15 protein-coding genes are annotated in these 16,829 nt (G+C 67.1%); 11 read left to right on the top strand and 4 right to left on the bottom strand.

Features of this window, described 5'->3' with window-relative positions; translation table 11 throughout:
- The first annotated feature begins 541 nt into the window (after positions 1–541).
- Together hpnD and hpnE are read left to right on the top strand one after the other, a co-directional pair.
- Positions 542–1,384: a presqualene diphosphate synthase HpnD gene (hpnD, locus tag N4T19_RS22130; protein ID WP_116924816.1), complete on the top strand. Its 843-nt coding sequence runs from the start codon at positions 542–544 to the stop codon at positions 1,382–1,384.
- Positions 1,385–2,701: a hydroxysqualene dehydroxylase HpnE gene (gene hpnE, locus N4T19_RS22125; RefSeq protein WP_260719019.1), complete on the top strand. Its 1,317-nt coding sequence runs from the start codon at positions 1,385–1,387 to the stop codon at positions 2,699–2,701. It begins immediately after the preceding gene.
- Positions 2,702–2,708: 7 nt separating this feature from the next.
- Here hpnE and N4T19_RS22120 read toward each other — a convergent pair whose 3' ends face one another.
- The 3 genes from N4T19_RS22120 to N4T19_RS22110 form a co-directional block, all read right to left on the bottom strand.
- The gene (locus N4T19_RS22120) at positions 2,709–3,644 is read right to left on the bottom strand and encodes a LysR family transcriptional regulator (RefSeq protein WP_116924815.1); all 936 of its coding nucleotides are present in this window, start codon (positions 3,642–3,644) and stop codon (positions 2,709–2,711) included.
- A 95-nt stretch (positions 3,645–3,739) separates the two neighbouring features.
- A complete protein-coding gene (locus N4T19_RS22115; protein ID WP_260719018.1) occupies positions 3,740–4,714 on the bottom strand; it encodes a quinone oxidoreductase family protein in 975 nt (324 codons plus the stop codon).
- A gap of 126 nt (positions 4,715–4,840) precedes the next feature.
- Positions 4,841–5,584, bottom strand: coding sequence for an HAD-IA family hydrolase (locus N4T19_RS22110; protein WP_260719017.1), 744 nt, complete (start codon positions 5,582–5,584; stop codon positions 4,841–4,843).
- 129 nt (positions 5,585–5,713) lie between these two features.
- On the opposite strand from N4T19_RS22110, the gene hemH reads away from it, so the two are divergent.
- The 3 genes from hemH to N4T19_RS22095 all read left to right on the top strand — a co-directional run bounded on the left by hemH (position 5,714) and on the right by N4T19_RS22095 (position 10,180).
- A complete protein-coding gene (hemH, locus tag N4T19_RS22105) occupies positions 5,714–6,763 on the top strand; it encodes a ferrochelatase (protein WP_116924813.1) in 1,050 nt (349 codons plus the stop codon).
- Between the two features lie 48 nt (positions 6,764–6,811).
- Positions 6,812–7,279 (top strand): GNAT family N-acetyltransferase, encoded by a 468-nt coding sequence (locus N4T19_RS22100; protein WP_260719016.1) that lies wholly within the window; start codon positions 6,812–6,814, stop codon positions 7,277–7,279.
- Positions 7,280–7,372: 93 nt separating this feature from the next.
- On the top strand, positions 7,373–10,180 hold the full coding sequence (locus N4T19_RS22095) for an ATP-binding protein (RefSeq protein ID WP_260719015.1): 2,808 nt from the start codon (positions 7,373–7,375) through the stop codon (positions 10,178–10,180).
- Between the two features lie 12 nt (positions 10,181–10,192).
- Here the strand turns inward: N4T19_RS22095 and N4T19_RS22090 are convergent, their stop codons facing one another.
- The gene (locus tag N4T19_RS22090) at positions 10,193–11,083 is read right to left on the bottom strand and encodes a plasmid replication/partition related protein (RefSeq protein ID WP_260719014.1); all 891 of its coding nucleotides are present in this window, start codon (positions 11,081–11,083) and stop codon (positions 10,193–10,195) included.
- 106 nt (positions 11,084–11,189) lie between these two features.
- Here N4T19_RS22090 and N4T19_RS22085 point away from each other — a divergent pair, with 106 nt between their 5' ends.
- From N4T19_RS22085 to N4T19_RS22060, 6 genes are all read left to right on the top strand, one after another.
- Positions 11,190–11,735 (top strand): DUF4256 domain-containing protein, encoded by a 546-nt coding sequence (locus N4T19_RS22085; RefSeq protein WP_182345159.1) that lies wholly within the window; start codon positions 11,190–11,192, stop codon positions 11,733–11,735.
- A gap of 144 nt (positions 11,736–11,879) precedes the next feature.
- The gene (locus N4T19_RS22080; protein ID WP_260719013.1) at positions 11,880–12,839 is read left to right on the top strand and encodes a sulfurtransferase; all 960 of its coding nucleotides are present in this window, start codon (positions 11,880–11,882) and stop codon (positions 12,837–12,839) included.
- 83 nt (positions 12,840–12,922) lie between these two features.
- Positions 12,923–14,020: a YeeE/YedE thiosulfate transporter family protein gene (locus N4T19_RS22075; protein ID WP_116924807.1), complete on the top strand. Its 1,098-nt coding sequence runs from the start codon at positions 12,923–12,925 to the stop codon at positions 14,018–14,020.
- Between the two features lie 16 nt (positions 14,021–14,036).
- Positions 14,037–14,201, top strand: coding sequence for a hypothetical protein (locus N4T19_RS22070; protein WP_021026986.1), 165 nt, complete (start codon positions 14,037–14,039; stop codon positions 14,199–14,201).
- A 101-nt stretch (positions 14,202–14,302) separates the two neighbouring features.
- Complete coding sequence (locus tag N4T19_RS22065) at positions 14,303–15,346, top strand: transporter (protein ID WP_260719012.1); 1,044 nt, start codon at positions 14,303–14,305, stop codon at positions 15,344–15,346.
- A gap of 231 nt (positions 15,347–15,577) precedes the next feature.
- The gene (locus N4T19_RS22060; RefSeq protein WP_182345157.1) at positions 15,578–16,825 is read left to right on the top strand and encodes a putative Na+/H+ antiporter; all 1,248 of its coding nucleotides are present in this window, start codon (positions 15,578–15,580) and stop codon (positions 16,823–16,825) included.
- The last annotated feature ends 4 nt before the right edge of the window (positions 16,826–16,829 follow it).

Here is a 16,829-nt window from a genome sequence, read left to right as displayed (position 1 = left end):
ACAGACCCAGAAGGAAAACGGGCTGAACCCCTCAATGGTGCTCAGCCCGTACCCGCTAGATCCAATACAGAAAGATCCGCCACAGGCACCCCGTCAATCGTGGTGCCTGCAGCGTCCCTCCACACATGCCGCCGTCAGTGTGGGATCCCGGACTTGTTGTTGGCTTTGGTCCTGGTGCCCGGGCGGCATGCATCTCCCCTTGTGCTCAATGGCGACAGCGATTATATGGAGAGCGACATGTCAATACCCAACAACTATTGCAACAAAAGACTTCGATCCGCCGTCCCGCCGCACCCTGCCTTTCCGCCATATGGAAAAAGATCTTTGAATTTATTTATAATTTTTCCCTTTTATTCGCACCCCAGCCACTCCGGCAGGCATTGTCAACAAAGCTGTGCAAGCACTCACCCCCGCCATCGTGGCAGTGCAGCACGCCTTGTCCAGGCATGTAGAGGAGCCCGGCAAGGCGCCGTGATGACTTGCATCTCTGTCGCTGGGGTACTCTTCCCGGGCATCCGGCCCATGGGACAATACGGCGCTTATGACCACGCCCCAGCAGTATGTTCAAAACAAGGCCGCAGCCTCCGGCAGCAGCTTTTACTATGCCTTCCTCTTCCTGCCCAAAGACCGGCGTGCAGCGATCACCGCCTTCTACGCCTTTTGCAGAGAGGTCGACGATGTGGTCGACGAGGTAAGCGACCCGGGCGTGGCAGCGACCAAGCTGGCCTGGTGGCAGAGCGAAGTGCGCAAGAGCTTTGCCGGCCAGCCCAGCCACCCGGTCATGCAGGCACTGATGCCCCATGCCAGCGCCTTCTCCATCCAGGCCGAGCACCTGCTGGCGGTGATCGAAGGCTGCCAGATGGACCTGGAGCAAACCCGCTATCTGGATTTTCCCGGCCTGCAGCGCTACTGCCACCTGGTGGCAGGCGTGGTGGGCGAGGTGGCAGCCCGCATCTTTGGCCAGACCAGCCCGCAAACCACGCAGTACGCCCACAAGTTGGGCCTGGCGTTCCAGCTCACCAACATCATTCGCGATGTGGGCGAGGACGCGATGCGCGGCCGCATCTACCTGCCCGTCAATGAGCTCCAGCAGTTCGATGTCAAGGCGCATGAGGTGCTCAACCGCAAGTACTCGGACCGGTTCGAAGCGCTGATGCGCTTTCAGGCCCAGCGCGCCCACCAGCTCTATGACGAGGCGCTGGCCCTGCTGCCGCAGGCCGATTACCGCGCGCAAAAGCCCGGGCTGATGATGGCCAGCATCTACCGCACCTTGCTGCGCGAGATCGAGCAGGACAAGTTCCAGGTGCTGCACCAGCGCGTGAGCCTGACTCCCCTGCGCAAGCTCTGGCTGGCCTGGCGCATGCAAGCGCTGGGCCGCATGTAAGTGGACCGCAGCCAACGTATCGCCGTGATCGGCGGCGGCTGGGCCGGCATGGCCGCTGCCGTCGAGCTCGCTGCGGTCAGCGCCCACCAGGTGACGGTCTGGGAATCCTCCGCCCACTGGGGCGGCCGCGCGCGCGGTCTGGCCTTGGCCTTGCCCGGCGGCGACGAGATCACCGTCGACAACGGCCAGCACATTCTGATTGGTGCCTACACCGCCTGCCGCGCGCTGATGGAGCGGGTGGGTGTCAGCACCGATGCGTCCTTTATCAAGCGACCACTGGCCATGCGCTACCCCGACGGCCGGGGCATTCAGTTTCCCGATACCACCCCGCCCTGGGATGCGCTGATCGGCATTGCCACGGCCAGGGGCTGGTCGCTGATCGAACGCCTGCAACTGCTGCGCCGCGCCGCCGCCTGGCAACGCCAGGGTTTTCGCTGCGCACCGCAGGCCAGCGTGGCCGATCTCTGCGCCGGTCTGCCCCAGCGCCTGCTCGCAGAGTTCTTTGACCCGCTGTGCATCTCGGCGCTGAACACGCCCCTGCACGAAGCCAGCGGCCAGGTCTTTCTGCGCGTGCTGCAAGACAGCCTGTTTGCCACCCACAAAGGCTCGCATTTCTGGCTACCGCTGGTGGACCTTGGCAGGCTCTTCCCCGATGCTGCCGCCAGCTGGCTGCAAGCCCGGGGCCATGACTGCCACCTGAGCGGTCGGGTGCAACAGCTGGCCAGGTCCGAGTCCGGCTGGCGGGTCAACGGCCAGCGTTATGACCAGATTCTGCTGGCCTGCCCGGCCTGGGAGGCCGCGCGCCTGGTGCAAGCGGCCTTTGCCGATCCGTCAGCGCCCGAGCAGGCAGAGGCTCAGGCCTGGGCCGACGACGCCCAGCGCCTGGCACACACCGCCATTGCCACCGTCTACGCCTGGAACCCGGCCCCCAACGCCCAGGGCCACAGCCTGACTGCGCCCTGGCTGGCGCTAAAGAGCAGCCCTTTGCAGCCCGCGCAGTTTGTGTTCGACCGCGCCCAGCTGGGTGACCCGGCGGGCCTGCTGGCCTTTGTCATCAGTACTAGCGAGGGCGACCGCGCCGAGATCGAGCAGCAGGTCATCGCCCAGGCACAGGCCCAGTTGGGCCTGGCCTTGCAGCCCCTCAAAACCATTGTGGAAAAGCGCGCCACCTTTGCCTGCACGCCTGGGCTGCAGCGCCCTGGCATGGCCATTGCACCCGGTCTGCTGGCCTGCGGCGACTATATCGACGGGCCCTACCCCGCGACCTTGGAAGGCGCCGTGCGCAGCGGCATTGCCGCCGCCCACGCGCTGGCCTGACCCTTCCTCAAGCAGCGCCTTCTGGCTGGCGCCAGGGCGCGCCCTGCGCAAAATGCGCCATCACCCAGTCGCGCAAGGCGCTGGATGCGGCACTGCGCCACTGGCTGGAAGGCCGCACCAGGTAAATGCCGGCATCGGCCTGCAGCTGCCACTGCGGCAGCACCTCCTGCAGATGGCCCGCTGCCACCTCGGGGCCCAGCAACCAGTCGCCGCCCGCAATGATGCCCAGCCCTTGGCGCGCGGCGACCAGCAAGGCCTCGTTGTCATTGCTCACCATGCTGGCGCGGATGCTGACCGTGCAGGATTCCCCCGCGCGCGAGAACTGCCACTGCGGGTAGCTGCGCAGCCCGGTAAAACCCAGGCAGCGGTGGCTGGCCAGGTCCTGCGGCGTTTGCGGCCAGCCTTGCGCTGCCAGATAGCTGGGCGCGGCGCAGACCAGGCGCCGGTGGTCACACAGCCGGGTCGCCACCAGGCTGCTGTCGGCCAGCGAGCCGATGCGGATCGCCGCATCAAAACGCTCCCCGATGATGTCGACAAAGCGCTCGGCATACTCCACATCCAGCACCACCTGCGGGTGGGCCTTGGCAAACCCCGCCACCATGGGGCTGAGCCAGCGCCGCCCCATGCTGGCCGGCAGCGACAGCCGCAGCGATCCGCGCACCACCGCCGCGGCCTCGCTGGCCTGGCGCTGGGCCTGTTCCAGCAAGGCCATGGCCTCGCGCACCTGGGCCACAAAATGCTGGCCCTCACTGGTAAACCGCAGTTGGCGCGTGGACCGCTCCAGCAGCCGAATCCCCAGCCGCGCCTCCAGCGCACTCAGCCGGCGCGACAGCACCGTCGGGTGGCGCTGCAGCTGCGCGGCCGCTGCGACAAACGAGCCGGCATCGAACACCGCCAGCAAGGCGCTGAGTTCATCGGCATGTTGGCTGTCGAGCAAGGGCATGGTGGCTGGCGGAGTGGTTGGTGTCCGCACTATAGGCGAAGACGCGGTGGCGGCCCTTGCCTGGGCGGCCATGCCGCCATCCAAGCCGCCTGGCGTCAAGGCAGCAGCACCACCGCCCCCTGTGTCTGCCCCGCGTCCAGATCGGCATGGGCGGCAGCCACGTCGGCGAGCGCATAGCGGCGCCCAATGGCCGGTTGGAGGATGCCTTGCGCCACTGCCTGCAGCACGGCAGCGGCGCGCTGCTGGTACTCGGCCGCCGAGGCAGTGTGCGCGGCCAGTGAGGGGCGGGTGATGTAGAGCGAGCCCTTGGCGTTGAGCGTGGCCATCTCGACGGCGGGCGGCGCGCCGGTGGTGGCGCCAAAGGACACCATCAGGCCCCGGGGGCGCAGGCAGTCCAGCGATGCGGCAAACGACAGCTTGCCCAGGCCGTCATAGACCACATCGGCCATGCGCCCGGCAGTGGTCTCGCGCAGCTGGGCGGCCAGGGTCTGGGGATCGAACACCAGCGCCTGGTCGCAACCGGCAGCCAGCGCCCGCGCCTGGCTTTGCGCTTTGGAGACCACGCCGATGACGGTGGCGCCCAGGTGCTTGGCCCAGGAGGCCATCAACTGGCCTACACCGCCCGATGCGCCATAGAGCAGCACAACGGTGCCCGGGCCGACCGCATAGGTGCTCGTCAGCAGGTACTGCGCGGTAATGCCTTTGAACAGCACGGCGGCGGCCTGCTCAGCGCTGATGCCGCCAGGCAGCTTGACCAGGCGCTCGGCCGGGTAGAGGCGCTCGCTGGCATAGGCGCCCAAGGGGCCGGTGGCATAGGCCACCCGGTCGCCCACCGCCAACTGGCTCACCCCGGCGCCCAGCGCCAGCACGGTGCCCGCGCCCTCCAGCCCCAGGCCCGATGGCAGCGAGATGGGCGCCACGCCCTTGCGCTGCAGCGCATCGAGCGGGTTCACGCCCACCGCCTCCTGCGCGAGCAGGACCTCCCCCGGGCCGGGCGCGGCCACATCCAGCTGCTGTATTTGCATGCATTCCGGGCCACCGGCTGCGGTCAAACGAATCACTTGCGCCATCTATCACTCCTTGCGGTTTAGTCGATGGCGCAAGCTTAGAGCCTGCATGGCAATATATAAATAGCGCAGCATGCAGTTGATAGCTGCAGTGGGTGCAGCAATCACCGCCGTGGCGCTACCGAGCTGTCAGGCAGCGCGCCGCCCCAGCAGATCACACAGCTCGGTCAGATTGCGCACCAGCGCCTGGGGCGGGGGGCTGCTCAAGGGCCAGCGCAAGGCCAGGCCTGCTTCGCTGCGCTGGTGGTGGTCCAGCTCCTGGCGCTGCACCCAGGCGGCCTGCATGCCGCAGGCCAGCGCGCCTTGCACATCCAGCTCGGCGTCGTCGCCCACATGCAAAAAGGCCGGCAGATCGATACCTGCGCGCTCGGCAGCAGCGGCAAAAATGCGCGGATCGGGCTTGGCCACCCCCACCTCGCGCGCGCTGGTGCTGGCCACAAACCAGGGCGACAGGCCCACCAGGTCCAGCTGCGCATTGCCGTTGGAGACGGCGACCAGCGGGTAGCGCGAGGAGAGCCAAACCAGCGCATCCTCGACTTCGGCAAACCAGGTCACGCGGTTGCGGGCCGCAAAGAACTGGGCAAAAACGGCCTCGACCAGCGCTTCATCGCCACCGCTTTGCTGCAGCGCGCGGCGGATGAACTGCTGGCGGAAATGCGTCATGTCATGCGCCAGGTGTACAAAGTCATCGCGCACCGACTGGCGGATGCGCTGGGCCTCGGCCGGGTCCTGCAGCAGCGCCGCAGTGGCAGGGGCATGGTCCAGCAAAAATGCGTGCTGTGCCGCCTCGGCCGCCTTCAAGGTGGGCAGCACGGGCCAGAGGGTGTCATCCAGGTCAAGGCTGATGGCACGGATTCGGGAGAGATCGAGCATGGCCCCCAGCATAGCGGATCGCGGCCGCCTGGCGCGCCGCAGCCGTCCGCAGCCCGACAAGCGCGCGCGGGCCCGCTGCGCCCAGGGGTATGCACCGGGGCCGGCCGCCAAGCTGCGACAATCCTAGCCATGGTTTCACGCTTTCGACCCGAGCCCCTTGGCCAACCCCTCCCTGACCGAACCGGCATCCTGCTGTGCAACCTGGGCACACCCGATGCGCCCACCACAGCGGCCACGCGCCGCTACCTGGCCGAGTTTCTGAGCGACCAGCGCGTCGTCGAGATCCCGCCGCTGGTCTGGAAGCCGATACTGCATGGCGTCATTTTGCGCACCCGGCCGGCCAAGTCGGCCGCCAAGTACCGCAGCATCTGGATGCCCGAGGGCTCGCCGCTGGCCGTCTGGACCGACAAGCAGGCCAAACTGCTGCGCGGCAGCCTGGGCGAAGCGGGCCACCAGGTGCTGGTGCGGCCGGCGATGCGCTATGGCAACCCCTCGATTGCCCGCCAGCTCGATGCCTTCAAGGCCGAGGGCGTGCGCCGTGTGCTGGTGCTGCCGCTGTACCCGCAGTACTCGGCCACCACCACGGCCAGCGTGGTCGATGCGGTCAACGCCTGGTGCGCCAGCGCGCGCGACATCCCCGAGATCCGCTTTGTGCGCAGCTACCAGCGCGACCCGGGCTATATCCAGGCGCTCGCGCAGAGCGTGCGCAAGCAGTGGCAGATGGATGGCCGCGCGCCCAAGCTGGTGATGAGCTTCCACGGCATTCCTGAGCGCAATGTGCGCCTGGGCGACCCCTACCAGCAGCAATCGCAGGAGACGGCCCGCCTGCTGGCCGCCGAGCTAGGCCTGGCCGAGAGCGAGTACCTGCTGACCTTCCAGTCGCGCTTTGGCAAGGCCAAATGGCTGGAGCCCTATACCGAGCCCAGCCTGATCGCGCTGGCCCAGCAAGGCCTGCGCCATGTGCAGGTGATGTGCCCGGGCTTTCCCGCCGATTGCCTGGAGACGCTCGAGGAGATCAACCAGGAGGTGCGCGAAGCCTTTGTCCATGCAGGCGGCCAGCAGTTCGACTACATTGCCTGCTTGAACGACCAGCCCCGCTGGATCCAGGCGCTGCGCGAGCTGGCCCTGCAGCACCTGCAAGGCTGGGACACCAGCGCCCCGCCGCCCCATCCGCGCTGAGCGGCCCACCCGCACAACACCCGCCCACGCTGCCCGAGACCGTAGCCTATGACCCTCCTCACCCCTTACCGGCCCGAGCAGCGCGAGCGCGTGCTGGCCCTGTCCCTGCACGAGGCGCAGCAGCCCTATGTCGCGCCAATGGCCCAGACGCTGGCCGAGCTCCACCCACGGCTCAGCGCCCACCTGATCGGCCATGGCGAGCAGATCGCCGGCTTTTTCCTGATCGACCAGGACTACGCGCAGCGCTACCCCTTTGCCTCGGCGGACAGCGTGGGCCTGCGCAGCTTCTTTGTCGACCAGCGCTTTCAGGGCATGGGCCTGGCCAAGCGCAGCCTGCAGGCGCTGCCCGCCTACCTGCAGGCGCAAGGCATGGCCGCCACAGCCGTGTTCCTGACGGTGAACTGCAAGAACGCCGCCGCCATCCCGCTGTACCGCCAGTGCGGTTTTGCAGACACCGGCGAGCTGTACCTGGGCGGCGGCTACGGCCCACAGCACATCATGCGGCTGGCGCTGTAACGCAGCGCTTTCGCCTTGCCCAGACAGCCACATTGACCCACCACAAGGCCCCTGCCGCCCCGCGCGCCTGTGGCCCTCCAAAAAAAGATTCCCTTGTCCGACACGCCATTGACCCCTTCCCCACCTGCCGCCTCCTTGCTCTGCGCCGAGCTGCTGCAGGCCCACGAGCTGCGCCTGCGCATTGACCCGGCCCAACTCGGCTTTGCCAGCACGGCCGAACTGGTGCAGGAGCCCTTCTCCTGGATCGGCCAGCAGCGCGCGCAGGCGGCGGCCGAGTTTGGCCTGGCGATGGACCCGCCCGACTACCACCTGTTTGTGCTGGGCGAAGAAGGCAGCGGCCGCACATCGCTGCTGCGCCAGGCCATGCAGGCCGAGGCACAGCGCCGCCCCGCCGCGCAGGACATCGCCTTTGTGCACAACTTTGCCGTGCCCGAGCGTCCCCAGGCGCTGCGCCTGCCCGCCGGCCAGGGCCGCAGCCTGCGCCGCCGCATCGAGGCCATGGTGGACAAGCTGCCCGAGCAGCTCGACAAGGCCGTGCAGCAAGCGCAGCACCGCAGCCAGATCGAGCAGCTCTACAACCAGGCCCGCCAGGCCGAAGAGGCCGCTTTTGGCACGCTGCACGACTGGGCCCAGGGCTCCGGGCTGCGCATCCGCCGTGAAGAGGGCCAGCTGGTGGTGGAGAGCCAGGACAGCGGCCCTGCCGGCCCAGGGGATGCCGGATGCCCGGACGCCGGACAGCCCGCTGCCGATGCGCCTGCCGCGTTGACTGCCGCAGAGCGGCTGCAGCAGCCGTCCGCCGCTGACGCCGATCAGCTGCCGCCAGCGCTGCAAAGCGACTCTCAGCGCCCAGCCGACACCGAGGCCGACCCGGCCCTGCTGCTGTCGCCTGGCGACGGCGCAGAGCAAGAAGGCGAGGATGGCGCAGAGGCCCCCAGTGCCACGGCACCTGCCGATGACCTGGAATACCAGCTGCGTGTGCAGCTGGCGCAGTTCCGCGGCCTGGTGCGGCAGGCACAGATGGCGCGCGATGCGGCGCTCAACCTGTTCTACCAATCGCTGGCCACGCCGCTGTGGCAGGCTGCATCCGCGCAGGTGCTCGATGGCCTGACGCCCAGCGCCGAGCATGGGGCCACCTTGCAGCGCTGGCTGTCGCAGATGCAGGCCGAGTGGCTCAAGAACATGGCGCTGTGGGTGCCGGGCAGCATTGCGCAAGACGCCGATGCGCTGCTCGACCAGACCGACAGCATCGAGGGCGAAGGCGAAAGCCAGGACGCACGCGACGATGCCCGCGCCCTGCTGGAGGCCAAGCGCAAGGCGCTGCGCGCGCTCAGCCAGCTCAACCTGATCGTGGACCACCATGGCGAGGCCCATGCCCCTGTGGTGCTGGAGGACCAGCCCAGCCTGCGCAACCTGTTTGGCACCATCGACCCGCCGGAAGACGACGAGCGCCGCAGCGATTTCTCCTGCATCCGCGCGGGCAGCGTGCTGCGCGCCGACGGCGGCTTCTTGATGCTGCACCTGCGCGATCTGCTGGGCGACGAAGACAGCTGGCAGGCCTTGCGCCGGGTGCTGCGCACGCGCCAGCTGCGCATTGAGGATGCGCATGCCGCGCAAGGCCCCAGCAGCAGCGGCGCGATGCTGCCCGAGCTCTTGGCGCTGAACTTCAAGCTGGTGCTGGTCGGCTCCGAAGAGGCCTACTACCAGCTGCAGGAGAGCGACCCGGACATGGCCCGGCGCTTTCGCGTCAAGGTCGATTTTGCCGACCAGTTCCAGGCCTCGCTCGCCACCTACCGCGCCACTGCGGCGCTGATGGCGCAGCGCTGCAAGCTCTACCAGATGCCGCACTGCGACGCCGGCGCAGTCGCCCGGCTGCTGGAGCAATCCCACCGGGAGGCCGATGACCAGCAGCGCCAAAGCGGCCGCTTGAACCAGCTCGAAGCCCTGCTGCTGGAGAGCGCCCAGCGCGCCCGGCAATCCGGCCAGCCATCGGGCCAGCACCGCCTGGTGCAGGCCGCCGATGTGGAGGCCGCCTTGGCCGCCCAGCGCCTGCGCCACAACGCGATGGAGCAGGACCTGCATGCCGCCATCACCGACGGCGAGCACCTGATCTCGTTTGCCGGCAGCCAGGTCGGCCAGATCAATGGGCTCTCGCAGATCGACACCGGTGACCACCGTTTTGGCCTGCCGGTGCGCATCAGCGCGCTCACCCATGCCGGCCAGGAAGGGGTGATGAACATCGAGCGCGAGGTGGCCATGTCCGGCCCCATCCACGACAAGGGCGTGCTGATTTTGCAGGGCTATCTGACGGCCTTGTTTGGCCACCTGGCCCCGCTGGCGCTCAATGCCTCGGTGGTGTTCGAGCAGGAATACAGCGGTGTCGAGGGCGACTCTGCCAGCTGCGCCGAGCTCTACGCGCTGCTGTCATCGCTGTCGGGCATGCCGCTGCGCCAGAGCATCGGGGTGACCGGCGCGCTCAACCAGCATGGCGAGGTGCTGCCGGTGGGCGGCCTCAATGAAAAGATCGAAGGCTGGTTTGACCTTTGCGCCGCGCAGGGCCTGGACGGCAGCCATGGGGTGCTGATCCCGGCGCGCAACCAGCGCCACCTGATGCTGGCCGAGCGCGTGGTGCAGGCCGTCGAGGCCGGGCAGTTCCATGTCTACACGGCCGAGCATGTGGGCCAGGGCCTGGCCTTGCTGACGGGCCAGTGCGAGCTGCCCGCCAACGCCGCGCACGCGGTGGAAGAAGCACAGCGCCTGCCGATCGCCGTGCTACAGGCGGCCGAGGCGACCTTGCTGCAGTACCGCCTGGCCTGCCAGCGTGCCGATGCGGCGCGGCCCCGTGCCCAACGGGCGCGCCAACGGCAAATGCCCAAGCCCGTCAAGCGCCCGCCGCTGGATTGAGCGCTGGGTCGTTCAGGCTTCGTCCGGGACGGGCAGGTCCTGTGACGACGCTGCCGCCAGCTGCAGGCGCAGCTGGGCGTTTTCCAGCTCCAGCGCCTGCACGCGGGCGCGCAAGTCGCTGATCTGCTGCTGGGCCTTGTCCAGCGCAGCATCTACCGCCTCGGCGCCATGCGCGGCCGAGGGGGCGCTGGCCGGCTCGGCGGACTCGGGCGCCTCTTCCTTGGGCTTGCGCTTGGCTTCGCGCACATGTTTGACCACCTGCTTCAAGCCATCCTTGCCGCCTTGGGCAGCGGCCTGCTGCTCTTCGTGCGGCAGGGTCGCGACCACGGCCGCGGCGTTGATGGAGATATCGCCGGCCTTCAAAGCCTCGACCAGCGCAGGCGCGGCGCTTTTCTGGATCTTCTCGATTTGCGCAACCTGGCTGCTCGACAAGCGCGCCGCCTTGGCAATCGCCTCGCGCGTGGCTACTTTTTCCAGCTCGGCCGCATCGACCGGCGAGAACGCATCATCGGCATTGCTGACGGCTGGCGCCTCGCCTTCGGCCTGTTGCGCGGGCACCGGGTGGGCCTTCTCCAGCTTGCGGTGCTCCAGAATCTCGCGCTTGCGCAGTGCCAGCACGCCACGCTGAAAATCGGAGACGCTGCGGCGCCCCAGGTGCTGGTCAATCATCCACAGGTAGACATCCTGCATCGACTGGAACTGGGTGTTCTGCACCGTGTTGAAAGGCAGGCCATGCTTTTGGCAGATGCCGTAGCGGTTGTGGCCATCGACCAGTACATTGCCCCAGAGCACCAGCGCATCGCGGCAGCCTTCGGCCAGAATGCTGCGCTCCAGCGAGGCATGCTCGTCCGGGGTCAGTGGGTCGATGTAGGCCTTGAGTTCTTCGTTGACAACAATATCCATAATGCAGAGCGGCGGCAGGGTGCCGCCGCTGGTAATCCTTAAAAAAGCTTGCGCCGATTGTAGAAGTGCGCAAAAGTGGCAGCCGCTTGACAAGGATTTGACAGCCATGAACAAGACCGAACTGCAGGCATTGATCGCCGTACTCCAAGCCCGCTTTGAGGCCCACTCCGCCCGCCACCCGTCGCTGGACTGGGCCCTGGTGCTACAGCGCCTGGACAAGAACACGGCCGCCCACCAGGCGCTGGCCCAGATGGAGGCGACCGGCGGCGAGCCCGACGTGATCTTGCAGGACAGCGCCAGCGGCCAGCTGCTGTTTGCCGATTGCGCCGCCGAAAGCCCCACGGGGCGGCGCAGCCTGTGCTTTGACGAAGAGGCGCTGGCCGCGCGCAAGGAAAACAAACCCGCAGGCAGTGCGCAGGGCATGGCCGATGCAATGGGTGTGCAGCTGCTGGACGAGGCGCAGTACCGCCATCTGCAGACCCTGGGCGCGTTTGACGGCAAGACCTCCAGCTGGCTGGCCACGCCTGACGAGATGCGGCGCCTGGGTGGCGCGCTGTTTGGCGACCGGCGCTATGAGCGCGTGTTCACCTACCACAATGGCGTGCAGTCCTATTACGCGGCGCGCGGCTTTCGCGCCGGCCTGTGGGTCTAACACAGGCAGGGGTTGGTGCAGCACCATCCATATTCCCTGGGAGCATATAACCTTACCGCCATATATTCAATCCGCGCATAGCATGCTTGCAGACCGCAATCGCGGGACAATAGGCCCATTGATTTGCCCCCACACGCTATTGCCATGACAACCTTTCGCCAGCTGGCTGTGGCCAGCGCCCTGTTTGCCAGCAGTTGGCTCACGGCAGCCCATGCCGCCCAGCCCCTTTTGAGCCCGGCCGAGTTGGCCAGCGCCCAGCAACGCGCAGCCGCGCCTGTCGTCATCGATATCCGCGAGCCCAAGCTCTATACCGAAGGCCATATTCCCGGCGCACTCAACGCGCCCTATGGCAAGTGGCGCGGCCCGGCCACCAACCCCGGTGAGCTGCCCGATCTGCCCAAGCTCACGGCCTTGGTGCAGTCGCTGGGCCTGACCCCTGCCACGCATGCCGTCGTGGTATCGACCGGCGCCGATGCCACCGATTTTGGTGCGATGGCGCGTGTCTACTGGAGCCTGAAGGTGCTGGGCTTGAAGGACCTGTCCATCGTCAACGGTGGCATGAAGACCTGGGTGGCCGAGGGCCAACCCGTCAGCACCGAGACGCCCCAGGTGCAGGCCAGCAGCTACCAGCCCGTGCTGGACGAGAGCCTGATCGCCACGCGCGACCAGGTGCGCTCACATGTCGACCTGAGCAATGCCGCGCTGGTCGATTCCCGCCCCGATGCGTTCTACCAGGGCAAGACCCGCGCGCCAGCGGCCAAGCTCTCGGGCACCCTGCCCGGCGCGCAACAGCTCGATTTCAACCAGTGGTTTGTCAAGGGCACGGCCCAGTTTGTGGACCCGGCCACCGCCCGGCAGATTGCGCAGAAGGTCAGCCGCAAGGACGGCCAGGACACCGTCGCCTTCTGCAATACCGGCCACTGGGCCGCTACCGACTGGTTTGGCCTGAGCGAGATGGCTGGCCTGCCCAATGTCAAGCTGTATGCCGGCTCGATGGTGGACTGGACCCAGCAGCCCGACGCCCCGGCGATGGAGAACCAGCCCGGCCGCGCCGAATCGCTGGCCTATGACGCCAAGCAATGGTGGCAGCGCAAGTTCAAATAAGCCGGACCCGGTTCTTTGGCTGCCAGCACTTCTGCAGAAGCGCTGGCAGCTTTTTGTTGTATTGACTCTCAACGGTGATCGTGATGAAACGACTTCCCCTGTCGATCCTGATGGCGGCCTTTTTTGGCTGGCTGCTGTGGTCGGTATCGCTGCGCCAGGCGGCGCTGTTCCTGGTCGGCATCGGCCTGGGTGCCATCCTGGCTGGCCAGCGCTTTGGCTTTACCACCGGCTGGCGCATGCTGGTCGAGGACAAGGACCCGCGCGGCGTGTTTGGCCAGCTGCTGCTGCTGGCACTGGCGGCTGCCATGGCCATGCCGCTGCTGGGCCACTACCCGGAGCTGACGGCCGCGCTGGGCCCGCCCAGCATCAGCCTGCTGGTGGGTGCCTTTGTATTTGGCCTGTGCATGCAGATTGCTGACGGCTGCGGCAGCGGCACCTTGTACAAGGCCGGTATGGGCATCCCGATGAACACGGCCATCCTGCCGATGTTTGCGATTGGCAGCTTCTTAGGGTCGCTGCACCTGGGCTGGTGGCTGGACCTGGGCCGCATGCCGGCAGTCGGCCTGGTCAGCACCTGGGGCTGGCTGCCGGCCCTGCTCGCCACCTTGGCGGCGCTGGCCGTCATCGGCTTTGCGGTCAAGGCCTATTGCGCCAAGGCCCATGCCGCGCAGCAGCGCAGCATGCCCGGCCTGTGGCAGCGCAAGTGGGTGATGGGCGCCATTGGCCTGGCCATCTTCGCCACCTTGAACCTGGTGATTGCCGGCCAGCCCTGGGGCGTGGTCTATGGCTTTGGCCTCTGGGCCGCCAAGGTGGCCAATGGCGCTGGCATCGTGGACCTGGCGGGCAACTGGTTCTGGAGCCAGCCGGGCAATGCCCAGCGCCTGCACGAGACCGTGCTGCTGGACATCACCAGCATCACCAACATCGGCATTCTGGCCGGTGCGCTGTGGATTGCTGCGGGCAAGCCGGCTGCTGCCAAGGCGCTGACCGGCACGCAGTGGCTGGTGGCCCTGGTCGCCGGCCTGGTGCTGGGCTACAGCTCGCGCCTGGCCTTTGGCTGCAATGTGGGCGCGATGCTGTCTGGCATCAGCACCGGCAGCATCCATGGCTGGATCTGGGTGCCGCTCGCCTTTGCCGGCACGATCTTCGGGCTGCGCATTCGCCGCCATTTTGGTTTTTAAGCGCGAGGAGCCGCACATGAACACCACCCTTTTGCGCAGCAGCTTCTGGCTGCTGCTGGTCGCCTTCATCGCCTGGGATTACGTCCACAGCCAGCCCGTGGACCTGCGCTACGAGGCGCCGCTGATCGCCGCGGGCTCGGGCCAGCATGCCAGCGGCGGCCACTGCTCGATGCCCGACTGAGCACGCCCGCGCGCGTCATGGCTTTGTCATGAAACAGTCACGGTAGCTGCCAAAAATACGGGGTTTGGCGCGGGGCATCCGCCCGTCCCCGGAGTGCTATCTTGACTGAACCCCTGCCGCGCACGCCTGATACGGCCCCGCTGGTCTCCCCCCATGACAACAGCGGCCTGATCTGGGGCTATGCCTTTGACGGCCAGGGCCCCGCCACGGCGCTGACCGCCGAGCAAGCGCAGGCCTGGCTGGCCGCACCGCCCAGCAGCACCGGCTTTGTCTGGCTGCATTTCAACCTCTCGCATGCCCACTGCCTGCGCTGGCTGCAGCAGTATGCGGCGCTCGATGAGCAGTACTTTGAGGCGCTGCGCGATGGCCTGGCCTCAACCCGTATCGAGCGCATGGATGACGCGCTGCTGGCCGTCATCAACGACATCGATTTCGACTTCCAGTTCGAATCCAGCGATATCCACACGATGTGGATCCAGGCCTCGCCCCAGTGGGTGATATCGGCCCGGGCCCACCCGCTGCGCTCGGTCGATGCGCTGCGCCAGCAGATTCGCCAGGGCGACACGCCCGGCTCCAGCCCCCAGCTGCTCGAACGCCTGCTGCGCGCCCAGGCCGATGTGCTGGTGCGCATCGTGCGCGATGTGACCCAGCGCGTCGACCAGATCGAGGACACCATGCTGGGCGGGCGCACGCGCATGCAGCCGCGCCAGCTGGGTGCGCTGCGCCGCCTGCTGGTGCGCTTGAAGCGCCTGCTCGCGCCCGAGCCCTCGGCGATGTTCCGCCTGCTGCAGATGCCCCCGCAGTGGATGCTGGACGAAGACCTGCATGCGCTGCGCGCGGCCAGCGAAGAGTTCTCCGTTTTTCTGCGCGACATGCAGTCGCTCGAAGAGCGCATCAAGCTGCTGCAAGAAGAGATTGCCGCCGGCATCAACGAAGACACCAACCGCTCGCTCTACACGCTGACGATGATCACCGTGCTGGCCCTGCCGGTGAACATGATGGCCGGCCTGTTCGGCATGAATGTGGGCGGCATCCCGCTCAGCCAGGACCCGCTGGGCTTTTGGCTGCTGGTGGGGGTGATCGTGCTGTTCTCGCTGATCGCGGCCTGGTGGCTGCGCAGCAAGCGCCGCAACCCGCCGGCCTGAGAAGCTGTTCAGCGTCTGCAAAAAGACATTGAAAACCCATCACTGATTATTTTTTTGTAAAATAGAAGGCTTGGGTGTCGTCACATAGGGTGTAGCGGCAGGTTGTTAGCGAAGGTCGGGCCGCCTCGCTGGAACCCTGTTGCCTGCACCGTTTGGCCTGCGGGGCGCTGACACCCCCCGTGCGCGCCCAATGGCCTGCAAACGGCTGCATGCTTCGCATCGGAGCACACCATGTTTGCCATCGAGCATCTGGCAGCTGGCATTTTTGCCATCGCGCTGGCCCACACCTTTCTTGCCAAGCAGTTCGAGCGCCTGTCGCACCGCTACCCGCGCCATGCGGGCGTCTTCCATCTGCTGGGCGAGGTCGAGATCGTCTTCGGTTTCTGGGCCATGGTGCTGATCGGCGTCATGGCGTTTGCCAGCGGGCCGGCCCAGGCGGTGGATTACGCCGAATCGCGCAACTACACCGAGCCCCTGTTTGTCTTTGTCGTCATGGTCATGGCCGCCTCCCGCCCCATCGTGATGACGGTGCAGCGCACCCTGGCGGCGCTGGCCCGCGCCACGCCGCTGCCCACGGCCCTGAGCCTGGCCTGGCTGGGCCTGGCCGCCGTGCCGCTGATGGGCTCGCTGATCACCGAGCCGGCCGCGATGACCATTGCCGCACTGACCCTGGCGCCGCTGGTGTTCACCCCTCTGATGCCCACCCGCCTCAAGTACCTGGCGCTGGGTGTGCTCTTCGTCAATATCTCCATTGGCGGCACGCTCACCTCCTACGCAGCGCCGCCGGTGCTGATGGTCGCTGCGACCTGGGGCTGGGACAGCGCCTTCATGCTGAGCCACTTTGGCTGGAAAGCGGTGATTGCCGTCTTGATCAACGCCAGCATTGCGACCTGGTGCATGCGCGGCCATCTGACGGCAGCACCGCAAAGCGGCGATGCGCAAGCGTCCATGCCGCTGGGCGTGGTGGCCGTGCATGCGGCCTTGCTGGCGGCCGTGGTGGTGCTGGCCCACCATCCGGTGCTGTTCCTGGGCGTATTTCTGCTGTTTCTGGGCTACACCCATGCCTATGCCAGGTACCAAAGCCCGCTGATCCTCAAGGAGGCGCTGCTGGTGGGCTTTTTCCTGGCGGGCCTGGTGGTGCTGGGCGGCCTGCAAAGCTGGTGGCTGCAGCCACTGGTGGCCAGCATGGTGCCGCTCGCGCTGTTCTTTGGTGCGCTGGGGCTGACCGCCATCACCGACAACGCCGCCCTCACCTACCTGGGCTCGCAGATCGAAGGCATGAGCGATGCGGCCAAGTACATGCTGATGGCCGGTGCCGTCGCCGGCGGGGGCCTGACGGTGATCGCCAATGCGCCCAACCCTGCCGGTGTGGCGCTGCTCAAGCACGGCTTCAGCAACGCAACCATCAGCATTGGCGGCCTGCTGCTGGGCGCCTTGCTGCCGACGGCCATTGCGGCGCTGGCCTTCCTCTGCTTATAAAGCT

The organism is Comamonas squillarum, assembly GCF_025309455.1.
GTDB lineage: Bacteria > Pseudomonadota > Gammaproteobacteria > Burkholderiales > Burkholderiaceae_C > Comamonas > Comamonas squillarum.
This window is presented reverse-complemented; position numbering and strand designations above follow the sequence as displayed.